The 24,332-nt window shown below is 73.8% G+C and carries 19 protein-coding genes, 2 pseudogenes and 1 riboswitch; of the genes and pseudogenes, 11 read left to right on the top strand and 10 right to left on the bottom strand.

The window, feature by feature from the left end:
• From KBX39_RS02010 to KBX39_RS01990, 5 genes are all read left to right on the top strand, one after another.
• Positions 1-357: acyl-CoA dehydrogenase family protein (locus tag KBX39_RS02010; protein WP_210868885.1), on the top strand; the 357-nt coding region annotated here is incomplete at its 5' end.
• Positions 354-1,961 (top strand): acyl-CoA carboxylase subunit beta, encoded by a 1,608-nt coding sequence (locus tag KBX39_RS02005; RefSeq protein ID WP_069088221.1) that lies wholly within the window; start codon positions 354-356, stop codon positions 1,959-1,961. The genes KBX39_RS02010 and KBX39_RS02005, both read left to right, overlap by 4 nt.
• 13 nt (positions 1,962-1,974) lie before the next feature.
• Positions 1,975-3,990 (top strand): biotin carboxylase N-terminal domain-containing protein, encoded by a 2,016-nt coding sequence (locus KBX39_RS02000; RefSeq protein WP_209963590.1) that lies wholly within the window; start codon positions 1,975-1,977, stop codon positions 3,988-3,990.
• A complete protein-coding gene (locus tag KBX39_RS01995; RefSeq protein WP_043327864.1) occupies positions 3,987-5,150 on the top strand; it encodes an acyl-CoA dehydrogenase family protein in 1,164 nt (387 codons plus the stop codon). The genes KBX39_RS02000 and KBX39_RS01995 overlap by 4 nt, the downstream gene beginning before the upstream one ends.
• A 276-nt stretch (positions 5,151-5,426) precedes the next feature.
• Positions 5,427-5,879 (top strand): hypothetical protein, encoded by a 453-nt coding sequence (locus tag KBX39_RS01990; RefSeq protein WP_043327863.1) that lies wholly within the window; start codon positions 5,427-5,429, stop codon positions 5,877-5,879.
• On the opposite strand, the gene KBX39_RS01985 is transcribed toward KBX39_RS01990, so the two are convergent.
• The 7 genes and pseudogenes from KBX39_RS01985 to KBX39_RS01960 all read right to left on the bottom strand — a co-directional run bounded on the left by KBX39_RS01985 (position 5,866) and on the right by KBX39_RS01960 (position 12,507).
• Positions 5,866-7,332, bottom strand: coding sequence for a serine/threonine-protein kinase (locus KBX39_RS01985; RefSeq protein WP_064446801.1), 1,467 nt, complete (start codon positions 7,330-7,332; stop codon positions 5,866-5,868). The genes KBX39_RS01990 and KBX39_RS01985 overlap by 14 nt on opposite strands.
• A gap of 30 nt (positions 7,333-7,362) precedes the next feature.
• On the bottom strand, positions 7,363-7,821 hold the full coding sequence (locus tag KBX39_RS01980; protein ID WP_043327862.1) for a hypothetical protein: 459 nt from the start codon (positions 7,819-7,821) through the stop codon (positions 7,363-7,365).
• Between the two features lie 134 nt (positions 7,822-7,955).
• Positions 7,956-9,215 (bottom strand): annotated as a pseudogene (locus KBX39_RS01975) (adenylate/guanylate cyclase domain-containing protein); the annotation flags it as partial.
• A pseudogene (locus KBX39_RS34210) lies at positions 9,216-9,731 on the bottom strand (amino acid ABC transporter permease); the annotation flags it as partial.
• Between the two features lie 107 nt (positions 9,732-9,838).
• A complete protein-coding gene (locus tag KBX39_RS01965; protein WP_064445686.1) occupies positions 9,839-10,693 on the bottom strand; it encodes an ABC transporter substrate-binding protein in 855 nt (284 codons plus the stop codon).
• 110 nt (positions 10,694-10,803) lie between these two features.
• Positions 10,804-10,929, bottom strand: coding sequence for a hypothetical protein (locus KBX39_RS33735; RefSeq protein ID WP_255358569.1), 126 nt, complete (start codon positions 10,927-10,929; stop codon positions 10,804-10,806).
• 33 nt (positions 10,930-10,962) lie between these two features.
• Positions 10,963-11,073, bottom strand: a riboswitch (SAM riboswitch).
• 69 nt (positions 11,074-11,142) lie between these two features.
• Positions 11,143-12,507: an NAD(P)/FAD-dependent oxidoreductase gene (locus KBX39_RS01960; RefSeq protein ID WP_312245517.1), complete on the bottom strand. Its 1,365-nt coding sequence runs from the start codon at positions 12,505-12,507 to the stop codon at positions 11,143-11,145.
• Between the two features lie 97 nt (positions 12,508-12,604).
• Between KBX39_RS01960 and KBX39_RS01955 the strand changes: the two genes are divergently transcribed.
• Both KBX39_RS01955 and KBX39_RS01950 read left to right on the top strand, forming a co-directional pair.
• Positions 12,605-13,759, top strand: a complete 1,155-nt coding sequence (locus KBX39_RS01955) for a hypothetical protein (protein ID WP_312245515.1) — start codon at positions 12,605-12,607, stop codon at positions 13,757-13,759.
• Positions 13,760-13,823: 64 nt separating this feature from the next.
• A complete protein-coding gene (locus tag KBX39_RS01950) occupies positions 13,824-14,276 on the top strand; it encodes a hypothetical protein (protein ID WP_210868883.1) in 453 nt (150 codons plus the stop codon).
• 1 nt (position 14,277) lies between these two features.
• Here KBX39_RS01950 and KBX39_RS01945 read toward each other — a convergent pair whose 3' ends face one another.
• Together KBX39_RS01945 and KBX39_RS01940 are read right to left on the bottom strand one after the other, a co-directional pair.
• Positions 14,278-16,809, bottom strand: a complete 2,532-nt coding sequence (locus KBX39_RS01945) for a DUF6493 family protein (RefSeq protein WP_210868881.1) — start codon at positions 16,807-16,809, stop codon at positions 14,278-14,280.
• Complete coding sequence (locus KBX39_RS01940; protein WP_210868879.1) at positions 16,806-18,140, bottom strand: SWIM zinc finger family protein; 1,335 nt, start codon at positions 18,138-18,140, stop codon at positions 16,806-16,808. Before KBX39_RS01940 ends, KBX39_RS01945 begins: the two co-directional genes overlap by 4 nt.
• Before the next feature lie 59 nt (positions 18,141-18,199).
• Here KBX39_RS01940 and KBX39_RS01935 point away from each other — a divergent pair, with 59 nt between their 5' ends.
• Together KBX39_RS01935 and KBX39_RS01930 are read left to right on the top strand one after the other, a co-directional pair.
• Positions 18,200-18,742, top strand: coding sequence for a GNAT family N-acetyltransferase (locus tag KBX39_RS01935; RefSeq protein WP_043323469.1), 543 nt, complete (start codon positions 18,200-18,202; stop codon positions 18,740-18,742).
• A 38-nt stretch (positions 18,743-18,780) separates the two neighbouring features.
• The gene (locus KBX39_RS01930) at positions 18,781-19,191 is read left to right on the top strand and encodes a type II toxin-antitoxin system Phd/YefM family antitoxin (protein ID WP_210868877.1); all 411 of its coding nucleotides are present in this window, start codon (positions 18,781-18,783) and stop codon (positions 19,189-19,191) included.
• Positions 19,192-19,238: 47 nt separating this feature from the next.
• Here the strand turns inward: KBX39_RS01930 and pgi are convergent, their stop codons facing one another.
• On the bottom strand, positions 19,239-20,873 hold the full coding sequence (gene pgi / locus KBX39_RS01925; protein ID WP_064446469.1) for a glucose-6-phosphate isomerase: 1,635 nt from the start codon (positions 20,871-20,873) through the stop codon (positions 19,239-19,241).
• 243 nt (positions 20,874-21,116) lie between these two features.
• On the opposite strand from pgi, the gene KBX39_RS01920 reads away from it, so the two are divergent.
• Together KBX39_RS01920 and KBX39_RS01915 are read left to right on the top strand one after the other, a co-directional pair.
• Positions 21,117-23,087, top strand: coding sequence for an ABC transporter ATP-binding protein (locus KBX39_RS01920; RefSeq protein WP_210868875.1), 1,971 nt, complete (start codon positions 21,117-21,119; stop codon positions 23,085-23,087).
• Positions 23,088-23,164: 77 nt separating this feature from the next.
• On the top strand, positions 23,165-24,214 hold the full coding sequence (locus tag KBX39_RS01915) for an aldo/keto reductase (RefSeq protein ID WP_210868873.1): 1,050 nt from the start codon (positions 23,165-23,167) through the stop codon (positions 24,212-24,214).
• Positions 24,215-24,332 lie beyond the last annotated feature (118 nt).

Below are 24,332 nucleotides of genomic sequence, written 5' to 3'. Positions count from 1 at the left end.
GTGCGGTGGTGCCGGGACCGTCAGACGTTCGGCCGGCCGCTCGTTTCGCGGCAGGTGGTGCGGCACCGGCTGGCCGAGATGCACTCCCGCACCGAGGCGGCCCGGGCGTACGTGCACGAGGTCGCCGAGCGGGTCGCCGCCGGGCAGCCGGTGGTGACCGAGGTGGCGATCGCGAAGAACGTGGCGGTGTCCGCGTGCGACTTCGTCGTCGACGCGGCGCTGCAACTGCACGGCGGTTTCGGCTACATGCGTGACGCCGAGGTGGAGCGGCACTACCGCGACGCCCGGCTGCTCGGCATCGGCGGCGGCGCCACCGAGATCATGAACGAGATCATCGCGAAGGGCATGGGCCTGTGAGCACGACAGTTCTGCAGAGCACGATCGACCCGTCCGCGCCCGCCTTCACCGCCAACCGGGAGGCGCTGCTGGAACGCCTCGCCGAACTGGAGGCGGCGCTCGACCAGGCCCGGGGTGGTGGCGGCGAGAAGTACGTGACCCGCCATCACGGTCGCGGCAAGCTGCTCCCGCGGGAGCGGATCGAGCTGCTGCTCGACCCGGACAGCCCGTTCCTGGAGCTGTCGTCGGTGGCCGCGTTCGGCACCGACTTCCCGGTCGGCGCCAGCACCGTGACCGGCATCGGCGTGGTCGAGGGCGTCGAGTGCCTGATCGTGGCGAACGACCCGACGGTACGCGGGGGCGCGATCAACCCGTGGTCGCTGGCGAAGACCCGGCGGGCGGGTGAGATCGCGGCGGCGAACCGGCTGCCGATGGTGAACCTGGTCGAGTCGGCCGGGGCGGACCTGCCCACCCAGGCGGAGATCTTCATTCCGGGCGGCCGGGTGTTCCGGGACCTGACCCGACTGTCGGCGCAGCGGATCCCGACGGTGAGCGTGGTCTTCGGCAACGCCACCGCCGGTGGCGCGTACGTGCCCGGCATGTCGGACTTCACCATCATGATCCGGGACCGCTCGCAGGTCTACCTGGCCGGGCCGCCGCTGGTGAAGATGGCCACCGGCGAGGTCACCGACGACGAGTCGCTGGGCGGCGCGGCGATGCACGCCACCACGTCCGGTCTGGCCGACTTCCTCGCCGAGGACGAGCGCGACGGGATCCGGCTGGCCCGGCAGTGCGTCCGCCGGCTCAACTGGCGCAAGCAGGGCCCGCCGCCCCGCAACCCCCATCCGCTGCCACCCCGGTACGACCCGGAGGAGCTGCTCGGCATCGCCAGCGCCGACCTGAAGGTGCCGTTCGACCCGCGCGAGGTGCTGGCCCGGGTACTCGACGACAGCGCGTTCGACGAGTTCAAGCCCGGCTACGGCACCGCGCTCGTGACCGGCTGGGGTGAGCTGCACGGCTACCCGGTCGGTGTGCTGGCGAACGCCCGTGGCGTGCTGTTCAGCGAGGAGGCGCAGAAGGCCGCGCAGTTCATCCAGCTCGCCAACGCGGCGGACACACCGCTGGTCTTCCTGCAGAACACCACCGGTTACATGGTCGGCACCGAGTACGAGCAGCGCGGCATCATCAAGCACGGCGCCCTGATGATCAACGCGGTGTCGAACTCGAAGGTGCCGCACCTGACCGTCAACCTGGGCGCCTCCTACGGCGCCGGCAACTACGGCATGTGCGGCCGGGCGTACGAGCCGCGGTTCCTGTTCACCTGGCCGAACGCGAAGTCGGCGGTGATGGGCCCGGCGCAGCTCGCCGGGGTGCTGTCCATCGTGGCCCGGCAGGCCGCCGCCGCCCGGGGCCGCGAGTACGACGAGGACACCGACGCCGCCATGCGGATGATGGTCGAGCAGCAGATCGAGTCGCAGTCCGGCGCGCTGTTCCTGTCCGGGCGGCTCTACGACGACGGGGTGATCGACCCCCGGGACACCCGTACCGTCCTCGGGCTGTGCCTGTCGGCGATCCACAACGGACCGGTGAAGGGCGCCGACGGTTTCGGCGTCTTCCGGATGTAGGGGGCGTACTCAAATGATCACCAAGCTTCTGGTTGCGAACCGGGGCGAGATCGCCCGCCGGGTCTTCGCCACCTGCCGCGCCCTCGGCGTGGCCACCGTCGCCGTGCACTCCGACGCGGACGCCGACGCGCCGTTCGTCGCCGACGCCGACCAGGCGGTACGGCTGCCGGGCAACACCCCGGCCGAGACGTACCTGCGCATCGACGCCATCCTCGACGCGGCCCGCCGGTCCGGCGCGGACGCCGTCCACCCCGGTTACGGCTTCCTGGCCGAGAACGCCGAGTTCGCGGCGGCGGTGACCGACGCGGGTCTGACCTGGGTCGGGCCGTCCGCGAAGGCGATCGCGGCGATGGGCGACAAGATGGCCGCCAAGGCGCTGCTCGCCGACGCGGGCGTGCCGATGCTGCCCACCTGGACCGACCCGGCCGAGGTCACCGCCTTCCCGGTGCTGGTCAAGGCCGCCGCCGGTGGCGGCGGCCGGGGCATGCGGATCGTCCACGACGCGGCCGGGCTGGCCGAGGCCGTCGCGGGCGCGCGCCGCGAGGCGGCGGCGGCGTTCGGCGACGGCACGGTCTTCATCGAGCGGTACGTGGAACGCGGCCGCCACGTCGAGGTGCAGATCTTCGGCGACACCCACGGCACCGTCGTGGCCCTCGGGGTACGCGACTGCTCGATCCAGCGCCGCCACCAGAAGATCGTCGAGGAGGCGCCCGGCGTGCTGCCCGACGACGTGCGCGCGGCGCTGCACGAGGCGGCGGTGGCCGCCGGGCGGGCCGTCGACTACGTCGGCGCGGGAACAGTGGAGTTCCTGCTCGCGCCGGACGGGCAGGTGCACTTCCTGGAGATGAACACCCGCCTCCAGGTGGAACACCCGGTCACCGAGCTGACCACCGGGCTGGACCTGGTACGGCTGCAACTGCTCGTCGCCGAGGGCGAGCCGCTGCCGGTCACCACCACGCCGCCGGCCGACGGCCACGCCATCGAGGTACGGCTGTGCGCCGAGGACCCGGCCCAGGGCTTCCGTCCGGCCACCGGCACGCTGCACCGGTTCGCGATCCCCGGGGTCGCCGCCGAGTTCGGTCCGGCCCGGGGGCTGCGCCTGGACTCGGGCGTGGTGGACGGCTCGACGGTGAGCGTGCACTACGACTCGATGCTGGCGAAGCTCGTCGCCTGGGCGCCCACCCGCACCGAGGCGGCCCGCGCCCTGGCCGGCGCGCTGGCCCGCGCCGAGCTGCATGGCGTGGCCACCAACCGGGACCTGCTGGTACGCGTGCTGCGCAGCCCGGAGTTCGCCGCCGTGGACGTCGACACCGGCTTCCTGGACCGGCACCCGGAGGTGTTCGAGCCGCTGCTGCCGGCCGAGCAGCTTCCGGTGGTGGCGCTGGCCGCCGCCCTGGCCGCTGCCGCCGCGCGCCGGGCCGCCGCCCCGGTGCTGGCCGGGCTGCCGTCGGGCTGGCGCAACGTGCCTTCCTTCCCGCAGGTCACCCGGTTCACCGGCCCGGGCGACGAGGAGATCGAGGTCCACTACCGCCTGGACCGCACCGGCGCCCTCGCCGAGTGGGGAAGGAAGGGCCCCCTCTTAACGGATCCGGTAGAGGAAGGGTCCCCTGTTAACACCGAGCTGCCGGTGGTCGAGCTGGTGACAGCCGCCCCGGACCGGGTGGTGCTCGACGTCGACGGGGTTCGGCGGGCCTTCCGCGTACACCGGGTGGGGTCGTCGGTCTTCGTGGACGGCCCGGACGGGGCGGCGAGCCTCACCGAGCTGCCCCGCCTGCCCCTGCCCACCGCGGAGCTGGCGGCCGGGTCGCTGCTCGCGCCGCTGCCCGGGGCGGTCACCCGGGTGCACGTCGAGGTCGGTCAGCGCGTCGCCGCCGGTGACCTGCTGCTGACGCTCGAAGCGATGAAGCTCGAACATCCCGTGCTCGCCCCCGCCGACGGCGTGGTGACGGAACTGCCGGTGCCCGCCGGCGGCCAGGTCGAGACGGGTGCCGTACTGGCCGTCGTGGACCCCGAGGAGGACCCCCAGTGAACTTCGACCTCACCCCCGAACAGGACCAGCTCCGCGATGCGGTACGGGAGCTGGGACGCAAGTACGGCCATTCCTACTTCGTGTCGAAGGCCAAGGCCGGCGAGCACACCACCGAGCTGTGGCACGAGGCCGGCCGGCTGGGCTACCTGGGCGTCAACATCCCCACCGAGTACGGCGGCGGGGGCGGCGGCATCACCGACCTGGCGCTGGTGTGCGAGGAGCTGGCCGCGACCGGCTGCCCGCTGCTGCTCCTGGTGGTCTCCCCCGCCATCGCCGCCACGATCATCAGCAAGCACGGCACGGAGGAGCAGCGCAAGAAGCACCTCCCCGGGCTCGCCGACGGCTCCGAGAAGATCGTCTTCGCGATCACCGAGCCGGACGCCGGTTCGAACTTCCACCGGCTCTCCACGGTGGCCCGCCGCGACGGCGACGACTGGCTGCTCAGCGGCCGGAAGATCTACATCTCCGGCGTGGACGAGGCCGGGCACGTCCTCGTGGTCGCTCGCACCGAGGACGCGTCCACCGGGAAGTTGAAGCCGGCGCTGTTCATCGTGCCGACCGACGCGCCGGGCCTGGAGAAGTCCAAGCTGGACATGGAGATCCTGTCGCCGGAGAACCAGTTCCTGCTCTTCCTCGACGACGTCCGGCTGCCCGCCGACGCGCTCGTCGGCGAGTCGCTCGACGCCGGGCTGCCGGCGCTGTTCGCCGGGCTCAACCCGGAGCGCATCACGGTGGCCGCGATGGGCGCCGGCACCGGCCGGTACGCGATCGACAGGGCGAGCGACTACACCGCCACCCGCAAGGTGTGGGGCGGGAACTCGATCGGCTCGCACCAGGGCGTGGCGCACCCGCTCGCGCACGCGGCGGTACAGGTCGAGCTGGCCCGTCTGATGATCTACAAGGCGGCGACGCTGTACGACGCGGGTCGCGACCTGGAAGCGGGCATCTCCGGCAACATGGCCAAGTACGCGGCCGGTGAGGCCGCCGCGCTCGCCGTCGACACCGCCGTCCAGGCGCTCGGCGGGGCCGGCATGACCACCGAGTACGGCGTGTCGACGCTGCTCGGCGCGGTACGCGCGGGCCGGATCGCCCCGGTCAGCCGCGAGATGATCCTCAACTTCGTCGCCCAGCACGTCCTCGGCCAGGACAAGTCCTACTGACCGAGGTGGGCCCGGGGTACGGCGGGTGCCCGATCACCTGCCGTACCCCGGGGGTCCGTCACTGGGCGGTGTGGTCGAGGAGACCTCGGCCTCGCCACTCCCGGATCGACGCTCACGGTAGCGGCTTCCCAACCCGGAGCGATACGGCAGCCGGCCAACAGATGTAACGATTTTTGCTCGATCGACGCTTCTGGCGCTCCGAAGTGGAGCGTGACTGACGGGAAGCCGTCTCGGTCCGCCGGTTGACAGGTTGCCGCGCTGGGCCATGCTTGTCGGGTGAGATCGTTCCCGAAGCCCGATGCGCGGGCGAAGGCCGTCGTCGCGTCCCTGGCGACGGTTGCGGCGGTGGTGGCCCTCGCGGTGTGGCGCCCGCCCGGCATCCTGTCGGTCGTGCTGGCCCTGGTCTGCGTCGTGCTGGGCATGATCGCCGGGGTGACGATCACCGCGGCCCGCCAGCCCGTCAGCGGTGGTGGGCACACCCCGTCGCCCGAGACCTGGCTGCCCGAGGCCGGGTACGGAGTGGACGCCGACACGCTCGAGGCGATCGACCCCCGGGCGGTACGGAACCTGCGCGCCCCCGGCGGCCATCCGGTCGACGCGGACACGCTCGAGACGCTGGACCCGCGGGCGGTACGCGGCCTGCGGACGCAGACCGCGGTGGACGCCGACACGCTGGAGACGCTCGACCCGAGGTCGGTGCGGCAGAGCCGAGGGCTCAGCGGCCGGTGAGCGTGGGCCCGGCGAGCGCGTTCACTCCCCGCCCGGCCAGGCACCGGTAGGTGCGGTCGGCGTCGGTCTCCGGCGGCAGCACCTCGAGGTTCCATCCGTTCGCCGGGTCCGCGCCACTGACCACCCGGAACGTGTCAGGGTTGCACACCTTGCCGACGGCCGGGTCGGCGACCACCGCGTCGTGCTTGGCGCCGGCGAGACCGGCCGGCAGGTCACCCGCGGCGTACGTCTCCCAGGTGTGCTGGCCGTCGCAGGGCACCCGGCTCGCCTCGGCCCGGTCGCGGCGCAGCCGTACCGGACCGAAGCACTCCAGCTCGGAAGCGCACCGTGCGCCGGCCGGCAGCCGCACGTCGGCGGACGCGCAGCCGGGCACCGGCCCCCCGGCCACGCCGCTCGTCACCGGGGTCGGCGGAGCGGCGGGCGTGTGACCGGCGGCCAGCCAGCCGCCACCGGCCGACGCCGCCAGCGCGAGCACCCCGGCGCCGCCGAGGAACCAGCGCTTGGGCCAGCGGCGGGCCCGCGACGCCACGGTCGGGTGGTCGTCGTCGGCGGGCGGGCGCGGGTTCGGGCCGCCGCTACGGCGGTAGCGCTCGGCGCCGTCGTAGAGCGCGCCGCCGGCCGGGGCGCCGTCCAGCGGCAGCCCGGCGAGCAGGCCGCGCAACTCGACCGCGGAGGGACGCGCGCCCGGGTCGTTCGACATCCCCAGCCGGAGTACGTCGATCAGCTCGCCGGGCACCCCGGGCAGCCCGGGGATGGGCTGCTGGAACATCTCCAGCACGGTCACCAGACTCGGGTTGCGTTCCGAGTGCCAGCGCGGCGGCCGGCCGTACATCACCGCGTAGAGGGTGGCGCACAGCGAGTAGACGTCGACGGCCGGGCTGGGCGGGCTGTGGTTGAACGTCTCGGGCGGCGCGTACGCCGGGGTGAGCGCCTCCAGCATGACCGAGGAGTCACGGAACTCGGCGAGCACCGCCAGGCCGAAGTCGGCGAGGACCGCCGAGTTGAACTCGGAGTGCAGGATGTTTGCCGGCTTGACGTCCCGGTGCAGCACGCCCGCCGCGTGCGAGTGGGCCAGCGCGTCGGCGATCTTCACGCCGAGGTCGCGGGTCTCCTCCGGGCCCAGCGGCGAGGTGCGCATCCGCTCCGCGTACGAGCCGTCGCACAGTTCCATGATCAGGTAGGGGTGCTGGTCGACGGTGACCCCGACGTCGAAGAGGTCGACCACGTGGGGGTGCGACGACATCCGCCCGGCGGCGCGGGCCTCGCGCAGGAAGCGGGCCTGGTCGCGTTCGCTGTCCAGCGTCCGGTTCTCGATCTTGACCGCCACCTCGCGCCCCACCGAGATCTGGGTGGCCCGGTAGATGGTGGCGTAGCCGCCCCGGGCGAACACCTGCAGATCGGTCAGACCGGGCACGATTGGCAGCCGCACGGCGCCGGGCGGGGTCTCGGTCACGGTTCGAAAATACCCAACTGGTCCGGCCGCTCAGCGGGCCGCATCGGTGGCCGGCACCGGATCCGGCGCGGAGTCGTCAGTGGCGGTGCCCGCCCGGCGCGCGTCCCACCACAGGCCGACGGCTGTCGCGACCGCGCCCAGCCCTTCCCACGCGGCGACCGCGAAGAACCGGTCCGGCGCGACGTCGGACAGCACCGCGATGGTGAAGACGGTGAACGTGACCAGGCGGAACCAGACAGTGAAGCGGTAGAACGGCCGCCACTCGGTGGCGACGGCGAGCAGGTAGTAGACCCCCATGTTGAACGAGGCCATGGACGACGCGGTGAGGAACGTGCCGGTGTAGTCGCCCGGGGCGCGTTCGGCCGGCACCTCGAAGCCGAGCAGACGAAGCTGAGTCTCCGGCCAGATCAGGCCGAGCGCGCCGAGGAGCAGCGCGAGGAGCCCAAAGACCGCGATCGTCCAGCCGGCGCCCGAGCGCGGCAGCCTCATCGTCCCTCCCCAGCGTGGTCCGCCGGTGACGCAGGCGCGCACCGGGAGGCGGCAGTCGATCCACGACTGTCGCCGCCCACGCTAACCGGCTCCACCGACGAACACATCCCCGGAACCGTCAGAACAGCGGGCGATCAGCCGCCGGAGAGGCGGACCCGCAACGCGTCGGCGACCATCCGCTCACTGCGCTGTTCGGTGGCGTACGCGAGGCGTACCGCCTCCTCCGCGTTCGTCAGCGCCTCGGCCCGGCGGCCGCAGGCGTCGAGCGCCTCGGCCAGCACCAGCCGCGCCACCACCTGGCTGCGCACGTCCTCGGCCGGCGCCGTGATCGACCGCTGCGCCCAGTCGAGCGCCTGTTCGCGCTGGCCGTGGGCGAGCAGCGCGGCGGCGTACCGGGCCATCGTCTGCCGCCGGGAGAACAGCAGCGAGGGCGCGTTCGCCGCGCCGGTGGCGACCGGGGCGAGCAGCCCCACGGCGGTGCCCGGGTCACCGGCCGCGAGGCGGGCCATGGCGAGCAGCACCCGGGGCGCGACCTGGGCCGGGGCCTGCGGGTTGTGCGGCTCCACCCGGGTCAGCACCGACCGTGCCTCCCGCTCGGCGGTCTCGTGGTCGCCCATGTCCAGCGCCACGAAGCCGCGCAGCGTCCCGGCCATGCCGGTCAGCAGCGGATGGGTGGTGCGGTCGGCGTACTCGAGCGCGTCGGTGAACAGGTCGGCGGCGTGTTCCGGCTCGCCCAGCCCGCGCGCCACCACGCCGCGCACCACGAGCGCGAAGCCCTGTCCCCAGTCGTCGCCCACCTCGGCGAAGTCCCGGTACGCGCGCCGCGCCGCCCGGTCCGCCTCGGCCAGGTCGCCCAGCTCGGCGGTGGCGTACGCCTCGACCGCGCGCAGCGTACCGACCGCCCACGCCTCGCCGACCCGCTCCCCGAACGGCAGGAACACCCGCGCCATCCGGCACGCCTCCCGCAGCCGTCCGGCGAGCAGCCGGGCGAACGCGGTGGTGCCGCGCAGCCAGGCCCGCCCGTACGGGTCCTTCAGCTCGGCGAAGAGCCGGGCGGCCCGCCCGAGCACCGCGTCGGTGCCGGCGAAGTCGCCCCGGGTGGTGGTCACCCAGGCCAGGTTCTGCAACGACCAGGCCTGCCCGCGCGGATCCCGGGCGGCCAGGCTGACCTGATAGGACGCGGCCAGCCGGCTGCTCGCCTGCCCGAGCCGGCCGGCGATGAAGTCGGCCATGCCGAGCCGCCGCATCGCCGACGCCCGCATGGTGGGCAGGTCGGCGTCGGTGGCCACCTGCAACGCCTCCTGCCAGCTGCGCTCGGCCCGCTCGGCGTCACCCAGCGTCTGCTGGGCCTGCCCGGCCAGCAGCAGCGCGGACTGGTTGCCGGTGTTCGCGGCGTAGTCCTGCCCGATCCGGAACAGCTCCCGCTGGCTGGCCAGCAGGCCGAGGAAGTAGACCAGGCTGGAGTCCTTGATCAGCGAGATGAGCTGGTTGACCCAGGCGGGCAGCACCCGGCGTACGCCCTGCGGGATGATCACCAGGCGCATCGCCTCGCCCCAGGAGAAGCCGAGCGCCCGCGCGCCCTCCAGCTGGGCGGCCTCCACGCTCAGGATGCCGGCCCGGAAGATCTCGCCGAGGTAGGCGGCGGCGATCAGGGAGAGCGCCAGCACGCCCAGGGGATAGGGGTTAGGGCCCCAGACCTGCATGCCCAGCGGCGCCAGGCCGACGCCGATGAGCAGGATGGTCGCCGCGGCCGGCAGGCCGCGGAACACGTCGGTGTAGATCCGCGCCGGCCAGCGCAACCACCGGGTACGCGAGATGCCGGCGACGGCCAGCAGCATGCCCAGCACCGAGCCGAGCAGGGCGGCGGAGACCGCCAGGGTGAGCGTGTTGGGCAGCCCGACGGTCAGCATCTCGGACAGCGCCTCGCGCATCGACTCCCAGTCGAAGAACGTCTCCCAGAGGGTGCTCAGTGGGTCCATGTCCGCTCCGTCCGCCCTGCTCGTGCTCGGTTACCGGCTCAGGAGGCGGCCGACGGCGCGGGCGCCGCCACCGACCCGCTGCCGGGCTTGAAGTCGGCCGGGATCGGCCGCCCCGGGTAGTACTCCGCCTGCAGACGGCTCCACGTGCCGTCCGCGATCACCTCGTCGAGGCCCTTGTTCAGCGCCTCGCGCAGCTTGTCGTTGCCCTTCGCCACGGCGAACGCGGTCGGGGTGGGGCTGAGCTGCTTCGCCGCGACCTTGATCTTGCCGTTGCTGTCGGCGGCGGACTTGTCGCCGATCTCCGCCGGGGCGATCCAGGCGTCCGCGGTGCCGGCCTTGAGCTGGTTGATCGCGCTGTTGTAGTCGGGCACGCGTACCGGGTCGAGGTTCTGCTTGGTGGCGTAGTCGTCCTGCACGGTGCCCTGCACCACCACCACGCGCTTGCCGGCGAGCTGGTCAAAGCCGGTGAGCGTGGAGCCGGCGGGCACGTCCAGGCCGAAGTAGCCGAAGTCGTAGCCGTTGCCGAAGTCCACTGTCTTCTTGCGCGCCTCGGTGATCGTGATCGAGGAGCTGCCCACGTCGAACTTGCCGCTGTTGACCTGGGAGAGCAGGGCGGAGAAGTCGGTGCCGACGAACTCCACCTTCAGGTCGATCTTGGCGGCCACGGCCCGCAGCAGCTCGTTGTCGAAGCCGGTGAACTTGCCGTCCTTCAGGAAGACGTTCGGCGGCGCGTCGGTGAGCGTTCCGGCGCGGATCACGCCGGGCTGGAGCAGGCCGTACGGGTTGTCGGCCGCGTCGGTGTCGTCGCCGCCGCAGGCGGTGAGCGCGGTGACGGCGAGCAGGGCCGCCGCGCCGACGGCGGCGGCACGGGTCAGGACGGTACGGAAACGCACGATGTCTCTCCAGAGTGGATGGACGCGCGGAGGTGCGCGTCGGCGCCGGCCCGCCGGACGGACGACCGGGCCGGAGAAGGATGGATCGGAAAGAGGGGGGTGGCGTTCGCTCAGCGCGCGAGGCGACAGGCGTCGCTGCACACCCGCATCAGGTCGACGTGGCGGCGCTTGACCAGCGCGAAGCGGGCCGGGTACGCGGCGACGTCGCCGGAGGGGGTGGAGGGTGGTACGGACATCGGTCTCCCTGGTCTGGTGCTGACCTGGGTGCCAGGCCACGCTTGCACCGGCGGCTGCCGGTGCCTGGTCTTCACCCGGGGCACCCCACCGCGGAGGAGGGTTGCCGGCCAGCGAGCCGGGGCTTCGCGCTGGCGCTCATGACCTGCCCAGAAGGCTAGCAGCACCGCCGGGGCGGCCGTCCAGCGGTTATGACCACCCTCACGCGCGGCGCCTTACCGACGGGCCGGGACGACCGGCGCGTCCCGGCCGGTGCCGTGCCGCGACGGGCTGCGCTGCTCGTGGTAGTCCTGTTCCACGTTGACGGTCCAGACGTCGTGCTCCGCGCCGTGCGCGATGTTCTCCGCGGTCAGCATCGCGGTGAGCATCGAATGGTCGGCGTTGTTGTACCGGTGCATGCCGTTGCGCCCGACCGGGTGCACGTTCGGCACGTTCGCAGCAAGCCAGCCCCGGATGACGTCGACGTTGCGCTGGTACCGCTCGTCGTAGACCGGGTACGCCTTCGGCATCCGGACCACGTAACCGGCCTCCACACAGCCGGGCTTGACCAGGCCCAGCCGCTCCAGCTCGGCGGTGGCGAACGCGACCAGTTCGGCGTCCGGCGTCCGCCACATCTCGTCGCCCTCGAACACGAAGTACTCCAGCCCCAGGCACGTCCGCCCGTCCTTGACCAGGTACGGCGACCAGGAGCCGAAGTTCTGGATCCGGCCCACCCGGGCCGCCGGGTCGTGCACGTAGATCCAGTTGTCCGGGAACGAGAACTCCTCCGGCACCACGAGCGCGACGGTCAGGAAGTCCCGGTACCGCAGGTCGTCGGCGGCGGCCCGCACCTCGGGCGGCGCCTCGGGCCGCATCGCCCGCACCAGCGCGGAGATCGGCATCGAGGAGATCACATGATCGGCCGGCTCGGTCCGCTCACCGTCCGCGTCGACGAGCGTCACCGCTGTCGCCCGCCGGGCCGCCGGGTCCCGCCGTACCTCGGTCACCCAGGCGCCGGTGCGTACCGTGCCGCCGCGTCGGGCGACCTCCTCGGCGCAGCGCTCCCACATCATCCCGGGGCCGTGCTTCGGGTACTGGAACTCCTCGATCAGGCTGGTCACGTCCGTGCGGTCGCGCCGGGGCAGCAGCGCGTTGCGCATCGCGGTGGCCAGCGACAGGTTCTTGATCCGCTGGGCCGCCCAGTCGGCCTGCAACTGGTCCGCCGGCATCCCCCAGACCTTCTCCGTGTACGTCTTGAAGAAGATCGAGTAGAGCCGCCAGCCGAACCGCGCCGACACCCACCCCTCGAAGTGCGACTGGTCCTTCGGCGGGCGCAGCCGGGCCCGGCCGTACGAGGCCAGACAGCGCGCCGCCTCCAGCAGGCCGAGGTTGCGCAGCGCGTTCCCGGCGCTGAGCGGATAGTCGAACAGCGCCCCGCGGTAGTAGATCCGGCTCATTCGCGGCCGGAGCAGGAAGTCCTCGTCCGGCAGGATCTCGTGCCAGAAGTCCTCGACCCGGGACACCTTGGTGAAGAAGCGGTGCCCGCCGATGTCGAAGCGCCAGCCCTCGCGCTCCACGGTCCGGCTGATCCCGCCGACCACGTCGTCGGCCGAATCTGAACGGGCGGCCGGCCCTGCCGTCGGGGCGCGCTCCGGGCGTACCCGGTGGTGGTCGCGTGGAATCCGGGTCGTCCGCGGGGTGCCCGAGCCGTGGGGATTCGTGTTCGCCGTCTTCGTCGGCTCGAAGCTCGTGCTCAGCCTGCTCGGCGTGCTGGTGCTGGCCGCCTGGGACGGGGTGCCCGGCGCGCCGCCGGCCGGCGAGACCGGGATGCGGGAGCAGCAGGACGCGATCTCGTCGCACCGCTGGTTCTCGCTCTGGTTCGCCTGGGACTCGTTCCTCTACGAGCACCTGGCCCGGCTGCCACTGGACCGGCCGTGGCCGGACTTCGGCTTCCCGCTGCTCTATCCGTTCCTGGCCCGGCCGCTCGCGCCGCTGCTCGGCGGTCACACCGCCTGGGCTCTGCTGCTGGTCAGCAACGTGGCGCTGGTGGTGCAGCTCTACTTCGCGTACCGGCTGGGGGGCCGGCTGCTCGGCGGCGCCGCACCGGCCGACGGCCGGCGAGCGGTCCGGTACCTGCTGCTCCTGCCGACGGCGTTCCTGTTCCAGGCGGCGCTCACCGAGTCCCTGTTCGTCTGCCTGGCGCTGGCCACCTTCTGGTACGCCGAACGACGCCGCTGGCTGGTCGTCGGCGTGGTCGGCTACTTCCTGGCGATGAGCCGCTCCGTCGGCTTCCTCGTGGTGGCGCCGCTGGCGCTTGTGCTGCTCCGCCAGCACGGCTGGCGGGCCGGCCCGCGCGCGTGGCCGCGACTGCTGCGCGAGGGCTGGCCGCTGGTGCTGGTGCCGGCGGGCTGGCTGACGTTCATGGCGTTCTGCCGCTGGCAGAGCGGGGACTGGTTCGCCTACCAGCACGCGCAGGAGACCGGCTGGGCGATCCGGTTGCAGAACCCCGTCGCGACGGCGGTGTCCGCGCTGACCGGCGGCAACTCGGCCGACGCGCTGCGGGTGTGGATCGCGGTGGCGACGCTGGTGGTGGCGGTCGTCGGGCTGCGCCGCCGGACCGACTGGCCGTACCTGGTCTACACGCTCGTCGTGGTGCTGGTGCCGCTGTCGATGGGGCCGCCGGTGTACAAGAGCCTCCTGCGCTACCTGCTCGCCGCGTTCCCGGTCGCGTTCGTGCTGGCCCGCTGGGCTCGCCGGCCCGGCCTCGACGGCTGGCTCACCGCCGCGCTGGCGCTGCTGCAGGGCGCGTTGTTCGCGGTCTGGCTCACCTACTGGACCCACCTGATCATCTGACGACCGCCCCGGCCCGCCGCCCCGTCGTCCGGCGCTCCGCCCGGGCGGACCGCAGAATGGGCTGATGACCGATCGGCGGGTGACCCTGGACGACCTCGGCGCCTGGTTGATCAAGGGCAACGCGGACGCGGTGGACCTTACGGCCCGCTTCGCCGCCGACCCGCGCGTGAGCGGCTGGTGCGTCCGCCCCGGCTACCGGGTACGCCTGATGCGCGCCGGCCAGCCGGTGGTGTTCTGGGCCAGCGGCAGCCGGGGCCGGACGCCGTACGGCGTCTGGGGCATCGGGCGGATCGCCGCCCCGCCACAGCCCGGCGCGCCGGGCGAGCCGTGGACCGCGCCGCTGGACCTGACGATCCTGGACGAGCCACTGCGGGTACGCCGCGAGGTGCTGCGCGCCGACCCGCGGCTGGCCGGGGCCGAGGTGCTCCGGCAGCCGCAGGCGGCGAATCCCTCGTACCTGACCGTGGCGCAGTTCGACGCGCTGTGCGCCTACCTGCCCGGCGACGGGGGCGGCTGACTCAGGCGGCCAGGGCGGCGGCGAGCCGGCGGGCCTCGGCGACCAGCCGGCTGCTGCCGCCCCGGGCCACCACGTCGGCCAGCCCGGGCACCTCGATCCGGACGCCCGTCGCGGTCGCCGCCTCCGCCGCCAGCGCGAGCAGGTCCGGCGTGCCCCGCGGTGGCGTCGGCCCGGCCAGCAGCGGCGGCAACGCCGCGGCGAGCAGCCGCCAGACGCTCAGCCGGGCGCCCGCCGCCAGCGCGTCCCGCAGCGGCGTGACGGCCCGGGTGAGGATCACCTGCCCCTGCGCCCCCATCTCGCCCAGATGCCCGCCCACCGCCGGCGCGTCCAGGTCACCGGCGGCGGCCAGGAGCAGCAGCGCGTCGAGCGCGGCGACCCGGTCCGCCTCGTGCCGGGCACACAGCCCGTACGCCACGGCCAGGTCCAGCGCCGGACCGCCCGCGCCTGTGCACTCGGCGAGCGTCAGCAGGACCGGCCCACGCCCGGCGAAGTCCTCCTGGGCGGCCATGGCCAGCTCGGGAAGGACCTGGGCGGCGACCACGCCCCGGTGGCCGGGCAGGACGGCCGGCCACAGGTGCCCGGCGTCGAAGATCCGGCGGCCGATCGCCGCCGGCCGCACAGTGAGCAGGCCGAACCGGTCGTCCACGTCGGCCGGTGGGGTGAGCGCGACGAGCCGCCGTCGTTCCGGCAACTGGTCGTAGCTCCAGTCGTAGCGGCCGGACCGGTCCCGCCGGCCCACCGTCACCACCTCCTGCACCGGCGCCGGCACGCCACCGCCGCGCAGCCAGGCCGCCAGCTCGACGCCGCCCGGCGTGCCGAGCGCCTCGGCGCGGGCCGCAAGCGGCTCGTCGACCCCGGCCGGCAGGCGCAACAACGCCTGCGTGTAGTCCCACCTCCAGTACGGCCGGTCGCCGAGCGCCGCCAGCCGCTCGTAGAGCACCTGCGGTTCGACCGCCCCGGTGGCCGAGGTGGGCGCGGACAACAGCCCTGGATCGTCACGGCCGTCCAGGCGCTGCCCGGCCTCGGCCAGCCGGAGGCGGTATAGCCACATCGGCGCGGGGCGGCCGGAGGCCACCGCGGCAGGCCCGCCACCGGCCGTAGCCAGCGTCGAGGCCCAGCCGTCGCGGCGCCGGGTGGCGTCCCCGATACGCGCGACGAACAGCAGCAGCCGGTCGATCTCGAACGAGGGGTCGGACCGGGCCCAGATGTGCTCGTACTCGGCCACCTGCTCCCGGCGCAGTACCGGCGCCAGCGCGACCTCGAGGCGGTCGCGGTCACGGGTGCCCAGCCGCAGCAGCCCGTCCATGACCCGTTCCAGCACCGAGGCCGGCCACAGTCCGCGCAGTGTCGCCGCCACCTCCTCCACCAGCTCGTCCACGTCGGCGATCGGCGGTGGCGCGGCCGGCGCCGGCAGCGGCGGCGGCAGGTCGTCACGAGGCTCGGCCACGGTGGCGACCGCCTCTGGCCGGTGACCGTGCCGCGCCGCCAGCGCCAGCGCGCGCTCGCGCAGTCCGGCGTCCGGGTGACCGGCCGCCACGGCGAGCACCGCGCCGACCTCCGTGGCCTGATCCGGGTGCTGCCGGGCCAGCCGGTCGAGCCAGGTCAACTGTGCCCGGACCAGCGCCTTCTCCGGCCGGGCCAGCACCGTCCGGGCGGTTTCCCACAGCGCCTCCGGCTCGGCGGCGTCACCGGCCTCCCGCAGCGTCCGCTGGGCGGCGCGGGCCACCGGCCCCGGCCCGTCGGCGAGCAGCCGCAGGTAGGCGCTCGACCGCACCGCCACCTCGTCCGGAGTCGGCGCGAGCAGGTCGTGCAGGGCCAGGAACGGGCGCAGCGCCGCCGGCCGGTCGCCGCGCAGCAGCCGGCCGAGCACGCCGTTGAGCAGGGCAGCGCGGTCGAGCCGGCCCTCCGCCGCCAGCGCCGCCAGCGCACGGGGCAGGGCATCCGCGTCCGTGCCCGCGCCGTCGCCGCGGGCCAGTTCGGTGCCCACGCCGTCCACCTCGAACAGGCGCGGCAGCAGCGCGTCCAGGAACGGGTCCGCGCGCAGCCGGTCCACAGTGGGTGGGTGCGTCCCGCGTGGGGCCGGGGAGCCCTGTGCGGCCGCCCACCCGCGCACGAAGTCGTCCCCGGTCGGCGGCGGCGCCTTCTCCGCCAGCAGGAGACCGGCGACGAACCGCCAGCCCGCGAGCATCCGGTCCCGGGGCAGCCGGTCGGCCAGCTTGTACGCCACGTCCGCCAGCCAGGTCACCCCGCGTTCCCGGGCCACGTCGACCACCGGCACGGCGTCGACGCCGCTCAGCCAGACCGAGCGGCGGCCGAGCAGCGCGGCCACCTTCGTCGGCGTGCTCAGCGTCCCCACCGCTGCGACCGCCAGCGTCGCCGCCTCGCCCTGCCACCACCAGGCGTCCCGCCTGCGGCGCACGTCGGCGATCAGTTCGTCGCCGAGCGCCCGCCGGGCCGGCTCGTCCAACCCGGCCAGGGCGGAGCGGACCTCGGACATCCTGCCGCGCACCACCGCCTCGACGAACCCGGTCACGACAGCGCCTCCACCGGCGCCGCGACCATCGACACGGCCAGCGCGTGCCGGCACGGCCCCCGCTGCCCGCGGTGCCGCGCCCACCAGCGACAGGTGCAGGAGTATGCGCCGTCCGGGTGACGGCGCACCCGGTAGACCTCGGCGTCGGTGCGTACCGTCGCGTCCTCGCCGTCGCGCTCGACCGCGCCGTGCTCGACCAGCGCCCGCGCGCCGAGCAGCCGCGGGTTGTCCCGCTCCGCGCGGCCCGCGTCGTAGGGCATCACCCGGTGGAAGTACGCCCCGTCCGCCACGTCGTACCCGACCCGCCCGGCGGTGCCCAGCTGGGCGAGCGCGGCACGCACCCGCCCGTCGGGCAGCGCGGCGGCGTCGGCCAGCGCGGCCACGTCGATCGTCGGATCCCAGTTGAGCAGCGCGCCCACCAGTTCCGCGTCGTCCACCACGTCGTCACCGGCGAGCGCCGCCAGCGCCGCGCCCTCGCCGGAGAACCCCCGGTACGGCTCGGGGGACAGCGTCAGCGACACCCGCAGCGCCCCGGTGTCCAGCTCCCACGTGCTCGGCACGGCCGGCGATCCGGCGCGCACCGCCGGGCCGTACACCCGCAGCGTGCGGGCGTGGCGCAGCACGCCGCGCAGCGCCGCGAGCCGGCCCGCGCCGGCCAGGCAGACCGCGCCCGGCGCCGGCCGGGAGGTCAGCCGCAGCGTACGCCCGGCGGGCACCGCCCACAGCACGCTGCGGTCCGTCGCGGCGGGCAGCCGGCGCAGGAACGCCGCCGCCTCCGCCGCCGGGATCTCGGCGCGCGGCTCGAAGCCGGCGGTGAGCACGTGCACCTCGGCGAAGCCGCGCAGCCAGCGTCCGGGCAGCGGCACCTTCCGCTCGACCACCGAGCCGTCCATGGTGGAGACGGTCAGGTCGTCCGGGCCGACCGCCACGTGCAGCGGCTCGATGCCGCCCACCCGGGCCAGCGCCTCCCGCAGCGGCGGGTTCACGTCCACGTTCGTGGTGCCGTGGCCGCTGATCTCGCCGTCCAGCCCGGCCGGCAGGACGTCCATCCGGGCGTACACCCCGCAGCAGCCGGAGAACGACTCGAACCGCAGGCGGCCCCGGCTGCCGGTGACCACCGGGTCCAGGCTGGCCGGGTTGACCGGCTGGTGGTAGCGGGTGCGGGCCACCTCGGCGACGGCGAGCAGCCCGGCCGCCGCCGCGGCCGGGGCGGTGAGGAACCCGGCGAAGAAGCGCGGGTTGGCCGCCGGGCCGCCGCAGGTCTGCAGATCGAGACCGGCGGCGCGCAGCGCGGACGGCTGAAGGTATCGGTACGTCTGGACGGCGTTCACGGCGCAGACCGTAGAGGGACCGACCGACAAAAGCGCGACGGTCCTGCTAGCTTCCTCGAATGTTCGCCCACGCCCTCACCGACGACGCGGAGCTGCGTCCACTGTCGCCCTGGCACGCCGACGAGTTCCTGGCCAACCTCGACCGCTGCCGCGAGCACATCTCGCCGTGGGTCGGCGCGTCCTTCGTCGCCACCGACGCCGAGTCGGCCCGCAAGGTCCTCCAGGCGTACGCCGACCGGTGGGCCCGCGACGACGGCGGCCTCTGGGGCATCTGGCAGCGCGGCACGCTCGTCGGCGGCGTGCTGTTCGTGTCGCTGAGCACCGCGCGCGGGGTGTGCGAGGCGGGCTGCTGGCTGGAACCGGGCGCCGAGGGGCAGGGCCTGGTCACCCGCGCCGCGCGCGTGATCATCGACTGGGCGGTGCGGGAGCGCGGCATCCACCGGGTCGAGTGGATCACGAAGGCCGGCAACGACCGCAGCATCGCCGTCGCCAAGCGGCTGGGCATGAGCCGCGACGGCGTCCTGCGCGGGGCCGCCGCGACGCCGGAGGGCCGCGCCGACATGGAGGTCTGGTCGGTGCTGGCGCCGGAGTGGACGGCCTGACCGCCGAAACTGTCGTACCCGGACGTGAACATGTGTCCATGGCTGTCCCCGCACTGGCCGACCGGTCCCCGCAGCCGCGCGCCCTGCCGCTGCGCGAGGTCCGCACCCGGCTCACCCAGCTCGTCTCCCTGGCCGAGCTGACCGACACCGTCACCCTCGTCACCCGCGACGGCGATTCCCGCCCGATCGCCGCGATCGTGCCCGCGTCCGCCGCCCGCACCGGCGCGCAGGCGCGCGCCGACGCCGAACGGGTCGCCGCGATCAGCGCCGGCTGGGCCCGCCGCCTGGAGGAGCTGCACCAGCAGTCCGGCCGGCGGCACGCCGCCGAGCTGCGGGCGCTGGCCGACGCGCTGGCCGAGGCGTGGGCCGAACTCGACCGCCGCGCCCCGGCCGGCGACCCGGCGCTGATCCGGCTGCGCGCGGCGCACGCCGACCTGCTGCGCCGCTGACCCGTGGCGTCCCGGCCGGTCGCGCGCGGGACGCCACGGGTACGCGGTCAGCTCCGGCCGCGCTCGGCCCGGTAGCGGCGGATCAGCTCGGCGGTCGAGGTGTCCACGTCGGCCAGGTCCGGGTCCGGCCCGGTCAGCTTCGGCGCGAGCTGGTTGGCCATCACCTTGCCCAGCTCCACACCCCACTGGTCGAAGGCGTTGATGTCCCAGACCGCGGCCTCGGTGAACGTGATGTGCTCGTAGAGCGCGATCAGCTGGCCCAGCGTCGACGGGGTGAGCTTCGGCGCCAGGATCGACGTGGTCGGGTGGTTGCCGGCCATCACCCGGTGCGCCACCACCTCGGGCGCGGTGCCCTCGGCCTCCACCTGCTCCCGGGTCCGCCCGAACGCCAGCGCGGCGGTCTGGGCGAAGAAGTTCGACATGAACAGGTCGTGCATGTCGCCCAGGTCGTGGTTGGGCCGGCTGAACGCGATGAAGTCCGCCGGGATCAGCCGGGTGCCCTGGTGGATGAGCTGGTAGAAGGCGTGCTGGCCGTTGGTGCCCGGCTCACCCCAGAAGATCTCCCCGGTCGGGTACGTCACCGGCGAGCCGTCGACGCGTACCGACTTGCCGTTGCTCTCCATGGTGAGCTGCTGCAGGTAGGCGGGGAAGCGGTGCAGGTACTGCGAGTAGGGCAGCACCGCGTGGGTCTCCGCGCCGAGGAAGTCGGTGTACCAGACGTTGAGCAGGCCGAGCAGCGCCGGCACGTTGCGTTCCACCGGAGCGGACCGGAAGTGCTCGTCGACCGCGTGGTAGCCGGCCAGCATCTCGCGGAACCGGTCCGGCCCGATCGCGAGCATCACCGACAGGCCGACCGCCGACGGCAGCGAGTAGCGTCCGCCCACCCAGTCCCAGAAGCCGAACATGTTCTCCGGGTCGATGCCGAAGTCCCGGACCCGCTGCTCGTTGGTGCTGACCGCGACGAAGTGGCGGGCCACCGCGTCGTCGTCCGCGTCCAGCCCGGCGAGCAGCCAGCGCCGCGCCTGGTCGGCGTTGGCGAGCGTCTCCTGGGTGGAGAACGTCTTGGAGACCACCACGAACAGCGTGCTCGCCGGGTCCAGGTCGGCGGTCTTGTCGTGGATGTCGGTCGGGTCGATGTTCGACACGAACCGGCAGCTGATGCCCGCGTCCCGGTACGCCTTCAGCGCCTCGTACGCCATCACCGGCCCCAGGTCGGAGCCGCCGATGCCGATGTTCACCACAGTGGTGATCCGCTCGCCGGTGTGGCCGCGCCACGAGCCGGAGCGCACCCGCTGCGCGAACGCCGACATGCGGTCCAGCACGGCGTGCACGTCGGCGACCACGTCCTGGCCGTCCACGGTGAGCGAGGCGTCCGCGGGCAGGCGCAGCGCGGTGTGCAGCACGGCCCGGTCCTCGGTCACGTTGATGTGCCGCCCGGCGAACATGGCCGCGATCCGGTCGGCCAGCCCGACCCGCTCGGCGAGCGCGCCGAGCAGCGCGACGGTCTCGTCGGTGATCAGGTTCTTGCTGTAGTCCACGTGCAGGTCGGCGACCTCACCGGTGAGCCGCTCACCCCGCTGCCCGTCGGCGGCGAACAGGTCGCGCAGGTGCGTGCCGCGCATCGCCTCGGCGTGCTTGCGCAGCGCCTGCCATTCGTCGGTGGTGGTGACGTCCACAGCCATCGGGTCGATCTTCTCCTTCCCGACGGGCGGTCGGCCGGCCTGCGCCGGCGAACCCCACAAGCCTGCCACCCGGACCGGTCGCGCGCGACGCGACCCGGCGGCGACCACCGTGCGGGCGGTCTTTCGCCCGCCGCCCGGTGGACACGCCGTTGGGACGCCTGTACGACACGCCGAACACGGGGAGACATCTGTCGATTGCGGAACGTAAGCTCCGGAGTCGTCGGCGTACCGGAGGAGACGCGTATGGCAGCGGTTTTCGGTCCTCGGCGCCCCACGGACGAGCACCCGCCGGACGAGCCCGCCCCGGCCGGGAGCGCGGCGGGCGACGAGACGCCGCTGCCGGAGCTGGCGGACGGGCACTGGATGAACCGCGCCACCGAGTTCGCCCACACCAGCTTCTGGTCGGTGGCGCGCCGGCTGCCCGCCCTCGTCCGCGAGGCCATCGGCCTGGCCTGGGCGACCAGCCGCCGAGACACGCTCGCCTCGATCGGGCTCAACGTGGTCGCCGGCCTGCTCACCACCTTCGGGCTGCTCGCCACCACCGGCGTGCTCCGGCAACTCTTCGCCGACGGGCCCACACCGGACCGGATCCGGGCGGCCCTGCCCGCGCTCCTGCTCGCGGCCGCCGCCGTGACGGCCCGGGGAGCGCTGACTGTCGCCGCCGGCTGGGCGCAGGCGCGGCTCATCCCGCAGATCAACTACCAGGTGGAACTCCGGCTGTTCGAGGCGACCACCGCTGTGGAACTCGCCGCGTTCGACGACGCCGGCTTCGCCGAGGAGATGGATCGTGCCCGGGATCGGGGCATGGCCGAGGCTGCGTCGATCGTGGACCACACCGTGAACCTGGTGACTGGGGTCGTGGGTGTGCTGGCCACCGCCGCCGCGGTCACCGTCATCCAGCCCGTCCTGCTGCCGTGCCTGCTGCTCGCCGCGGTGCCCGAGGCGGTCACCGCGGTCAAACTGGCGCGGCGGCAGTACCTGGCGCTGCTGGCCTGGATCACCCGTCGCCGCCGGATGTACCTGCTGGCCCGTTTGATGGCCGATCGGCACACCGCCGCCGAGATCCGTGCCTACCAGATGCGGGACTTCCTGCTGGCCGAGTACCACCGGATGATGACCGTCGAGACCCAGGCCCAGCTCCGGCTGGCCCGTTCGCAGACCGTCACCCGAGGACTCGGCCTGTCGGTGACCGGCGTGGCCGCGTTCGCGGTCTACGCCGTACTGGGCGGGCTGCTGATGGGCGGCGTGGTCGCGCTGGCGGCGGCGGCCACCGCGCTGCTCGCGCTCCAGTCCGCGCGTACGAGCCTGCGCACCGCGATCTTCGCCACCAACTCGCTCTACGAGGACGCGCTCTACTACCAGGACTACCGCGACTTCCTCGACCGGGCCACCCGGCGGATCCCAGCCGGCGGGCACCTGCCCGTCGACGGGTTCACGCGCATCGACGTCGAGCGGGTCAGCCTGCGCTACCCGGACACCGACACGGCGGCGGTCGACGAGGTAAGCCTCACGTTCCGGCGCGGTGAGGTGATCGCGCTGGTGGGGGAGAACGGCTCCGGCAAGACCACGCTCGCCAAGCTGATCGCCGGCCTCTACCGGCCCACCGGCGGCACGATCCGCTGGGACGGCGTGGACACCGCCGAACTGGACCCACGGCAGACCGCCGCCCAGGTCGCGGTGATGAGCCAGGACTGGTGGAAGTTCCCGTTCACCGCCCGGCAGAACATCCGCGTCGGCCGCCACGACCGCGCCGACGGGCCCGGCCCCAGCGTGGAGACCGCCGCCCGCGACGCCGCCGCGCACGACATGATCAGCGAGCTGCCGTTCGGGTACGACACGCTGCTGGACCGGCAGTTCAAGGACGGCCAGGACCTGTCCGGCGGGCAGTGGCAGCGGCTGGTGGCCGCACGAGGCCTCTACCGCGACGCCCGGCTGCTGATCTGCGACGAGCCGTCCGCAGCGCTGGACGCGCGTGCCGAGCACGCCCTCTTCCAGCATCTGCGGCGGCACCCGGACCGGGCCGTCGTGCTGATCACCCACCGGTTGGCGAACGTGCGGCACGCCGACCGGATCTTCGTGATGGACCACGGCCGGCTCGTGCAGTCCGGCAACCACGACACGTTGATGGCCCAGGGCGGGCTCTACCGCGAGCTGTTCGAGTTGCAGGCGGCCGGCTACCTCGCCGGCAGCGCGGAACCCGCCGCCGACGGTTGACCTCCAGCGCACTCGAACTCCTACCGTGTCCGGACCGCGCGCCATCCGGCCGGCGCGGTGCGAACCAGGGAGCTCACATGCGCTATCGCGTCCTCGGCGGCACCGGCATCGAGGTCAGCGTCCACTGCCTCGGCACCATGATGTTCGGCGCGGTCGGCAACCCCGACCACGACGACTGCGCCCGGATCGTCCACGCGGCACTCGACCGCGGCGTCAACTTCGTGGACACCGCCGATATGTACTCGGCCGGCGAGTCCGAGGAGATCGTCGGCAAGGCCCTGCGTGGCCGCCGCGACGACGTGGTGCTCGCCACGAAGGTCCACTTCCCGATGGGGGAGGGGCCCAACCGGGGCGGCAACTCGCGCCGCTGGATCGTCCGTGCGGTCGAGGACAGCCTGCGCCGGCTGGGCACCGACTGGATCGACCTCTACCAGGTGCACCGCCCCGACCACACCACGGACGTCGAGGAGACGCTCGGCGTGCTCACCGACCTGGTCCGGGCCGGGAAGATCCGCGCGTTCGGCTGCTCGACCTTCCCGGCCGAGGAGATCGTGGAGGCGCACCACGTCGCCGAGCGGCGTGCGCTGGGCCGATTCCGCACCGAGCAGCCGCCGTACTCGATCCTGGCGCGCGGCGTCGAGACGTCGGTGCTGCCGGTGTGCCGCCGCTACCGGATGGGCGTGCTGGTGTGGAGCCCGCTGGCCTCCGGGTTCCTGTCCGGCCGCTACCGGCAGGGGCGGCCCGTCGACCTCGGCGCCGGCCGTCCGGCGCTCACCCCGGCCCGGTTCGACCCGGCGCTGCCGGGCAACGCGGCCAAGTACGCCGCCGTCGAGCAACTGGTCGCGCTCGCCGACGAGGTTGGCTGCACGCTGCCGCAGCTCGCCGTGGCGTTCACCGCCGTGCATCCGGCGGTCACGTCGACCATCATCGGGCCGCGCACGATGGACCAGCTGGACGCGCTGCTCGCCGGGGCGGAGCTGACGCTCGACGACGCGGTGCTGGACCGTATCGACGAGATCGTCCCGCCGGGCACGAACCTCTACCAGCCCGACGGCGCTTGGTCCCCGCCCACGCTGACCGACCCGTCCCACCGCCGCCGCCCCCTCCCGGACCGAGCCGCAGCCTGACCCCTCGCTCCTCCCGCCCGCCCGCCCCGCCGGCCCTCAGCCCTCCATCTCGCCGATCATGGGGTTCCTGCCCCGGCAAAAGCCCGTAAACCGGGCACCCGAGGGGCCGAAACCGCAC

Origin of the sequence: Micromonospora sp. D75 (genome assembly GCF_018070405.1) — a bacterium.
In the GTDB taxonomy this organism is placed as follows: Bacteria; Actinomycetota; Actinomycetes; order Mycobacteriales; family Micromonosporaceae; genus Micromonospora; species Micromonospora chalcea.
This window is presented reverse-complemented; position numbering and strand designations above follow the sequence as displayed.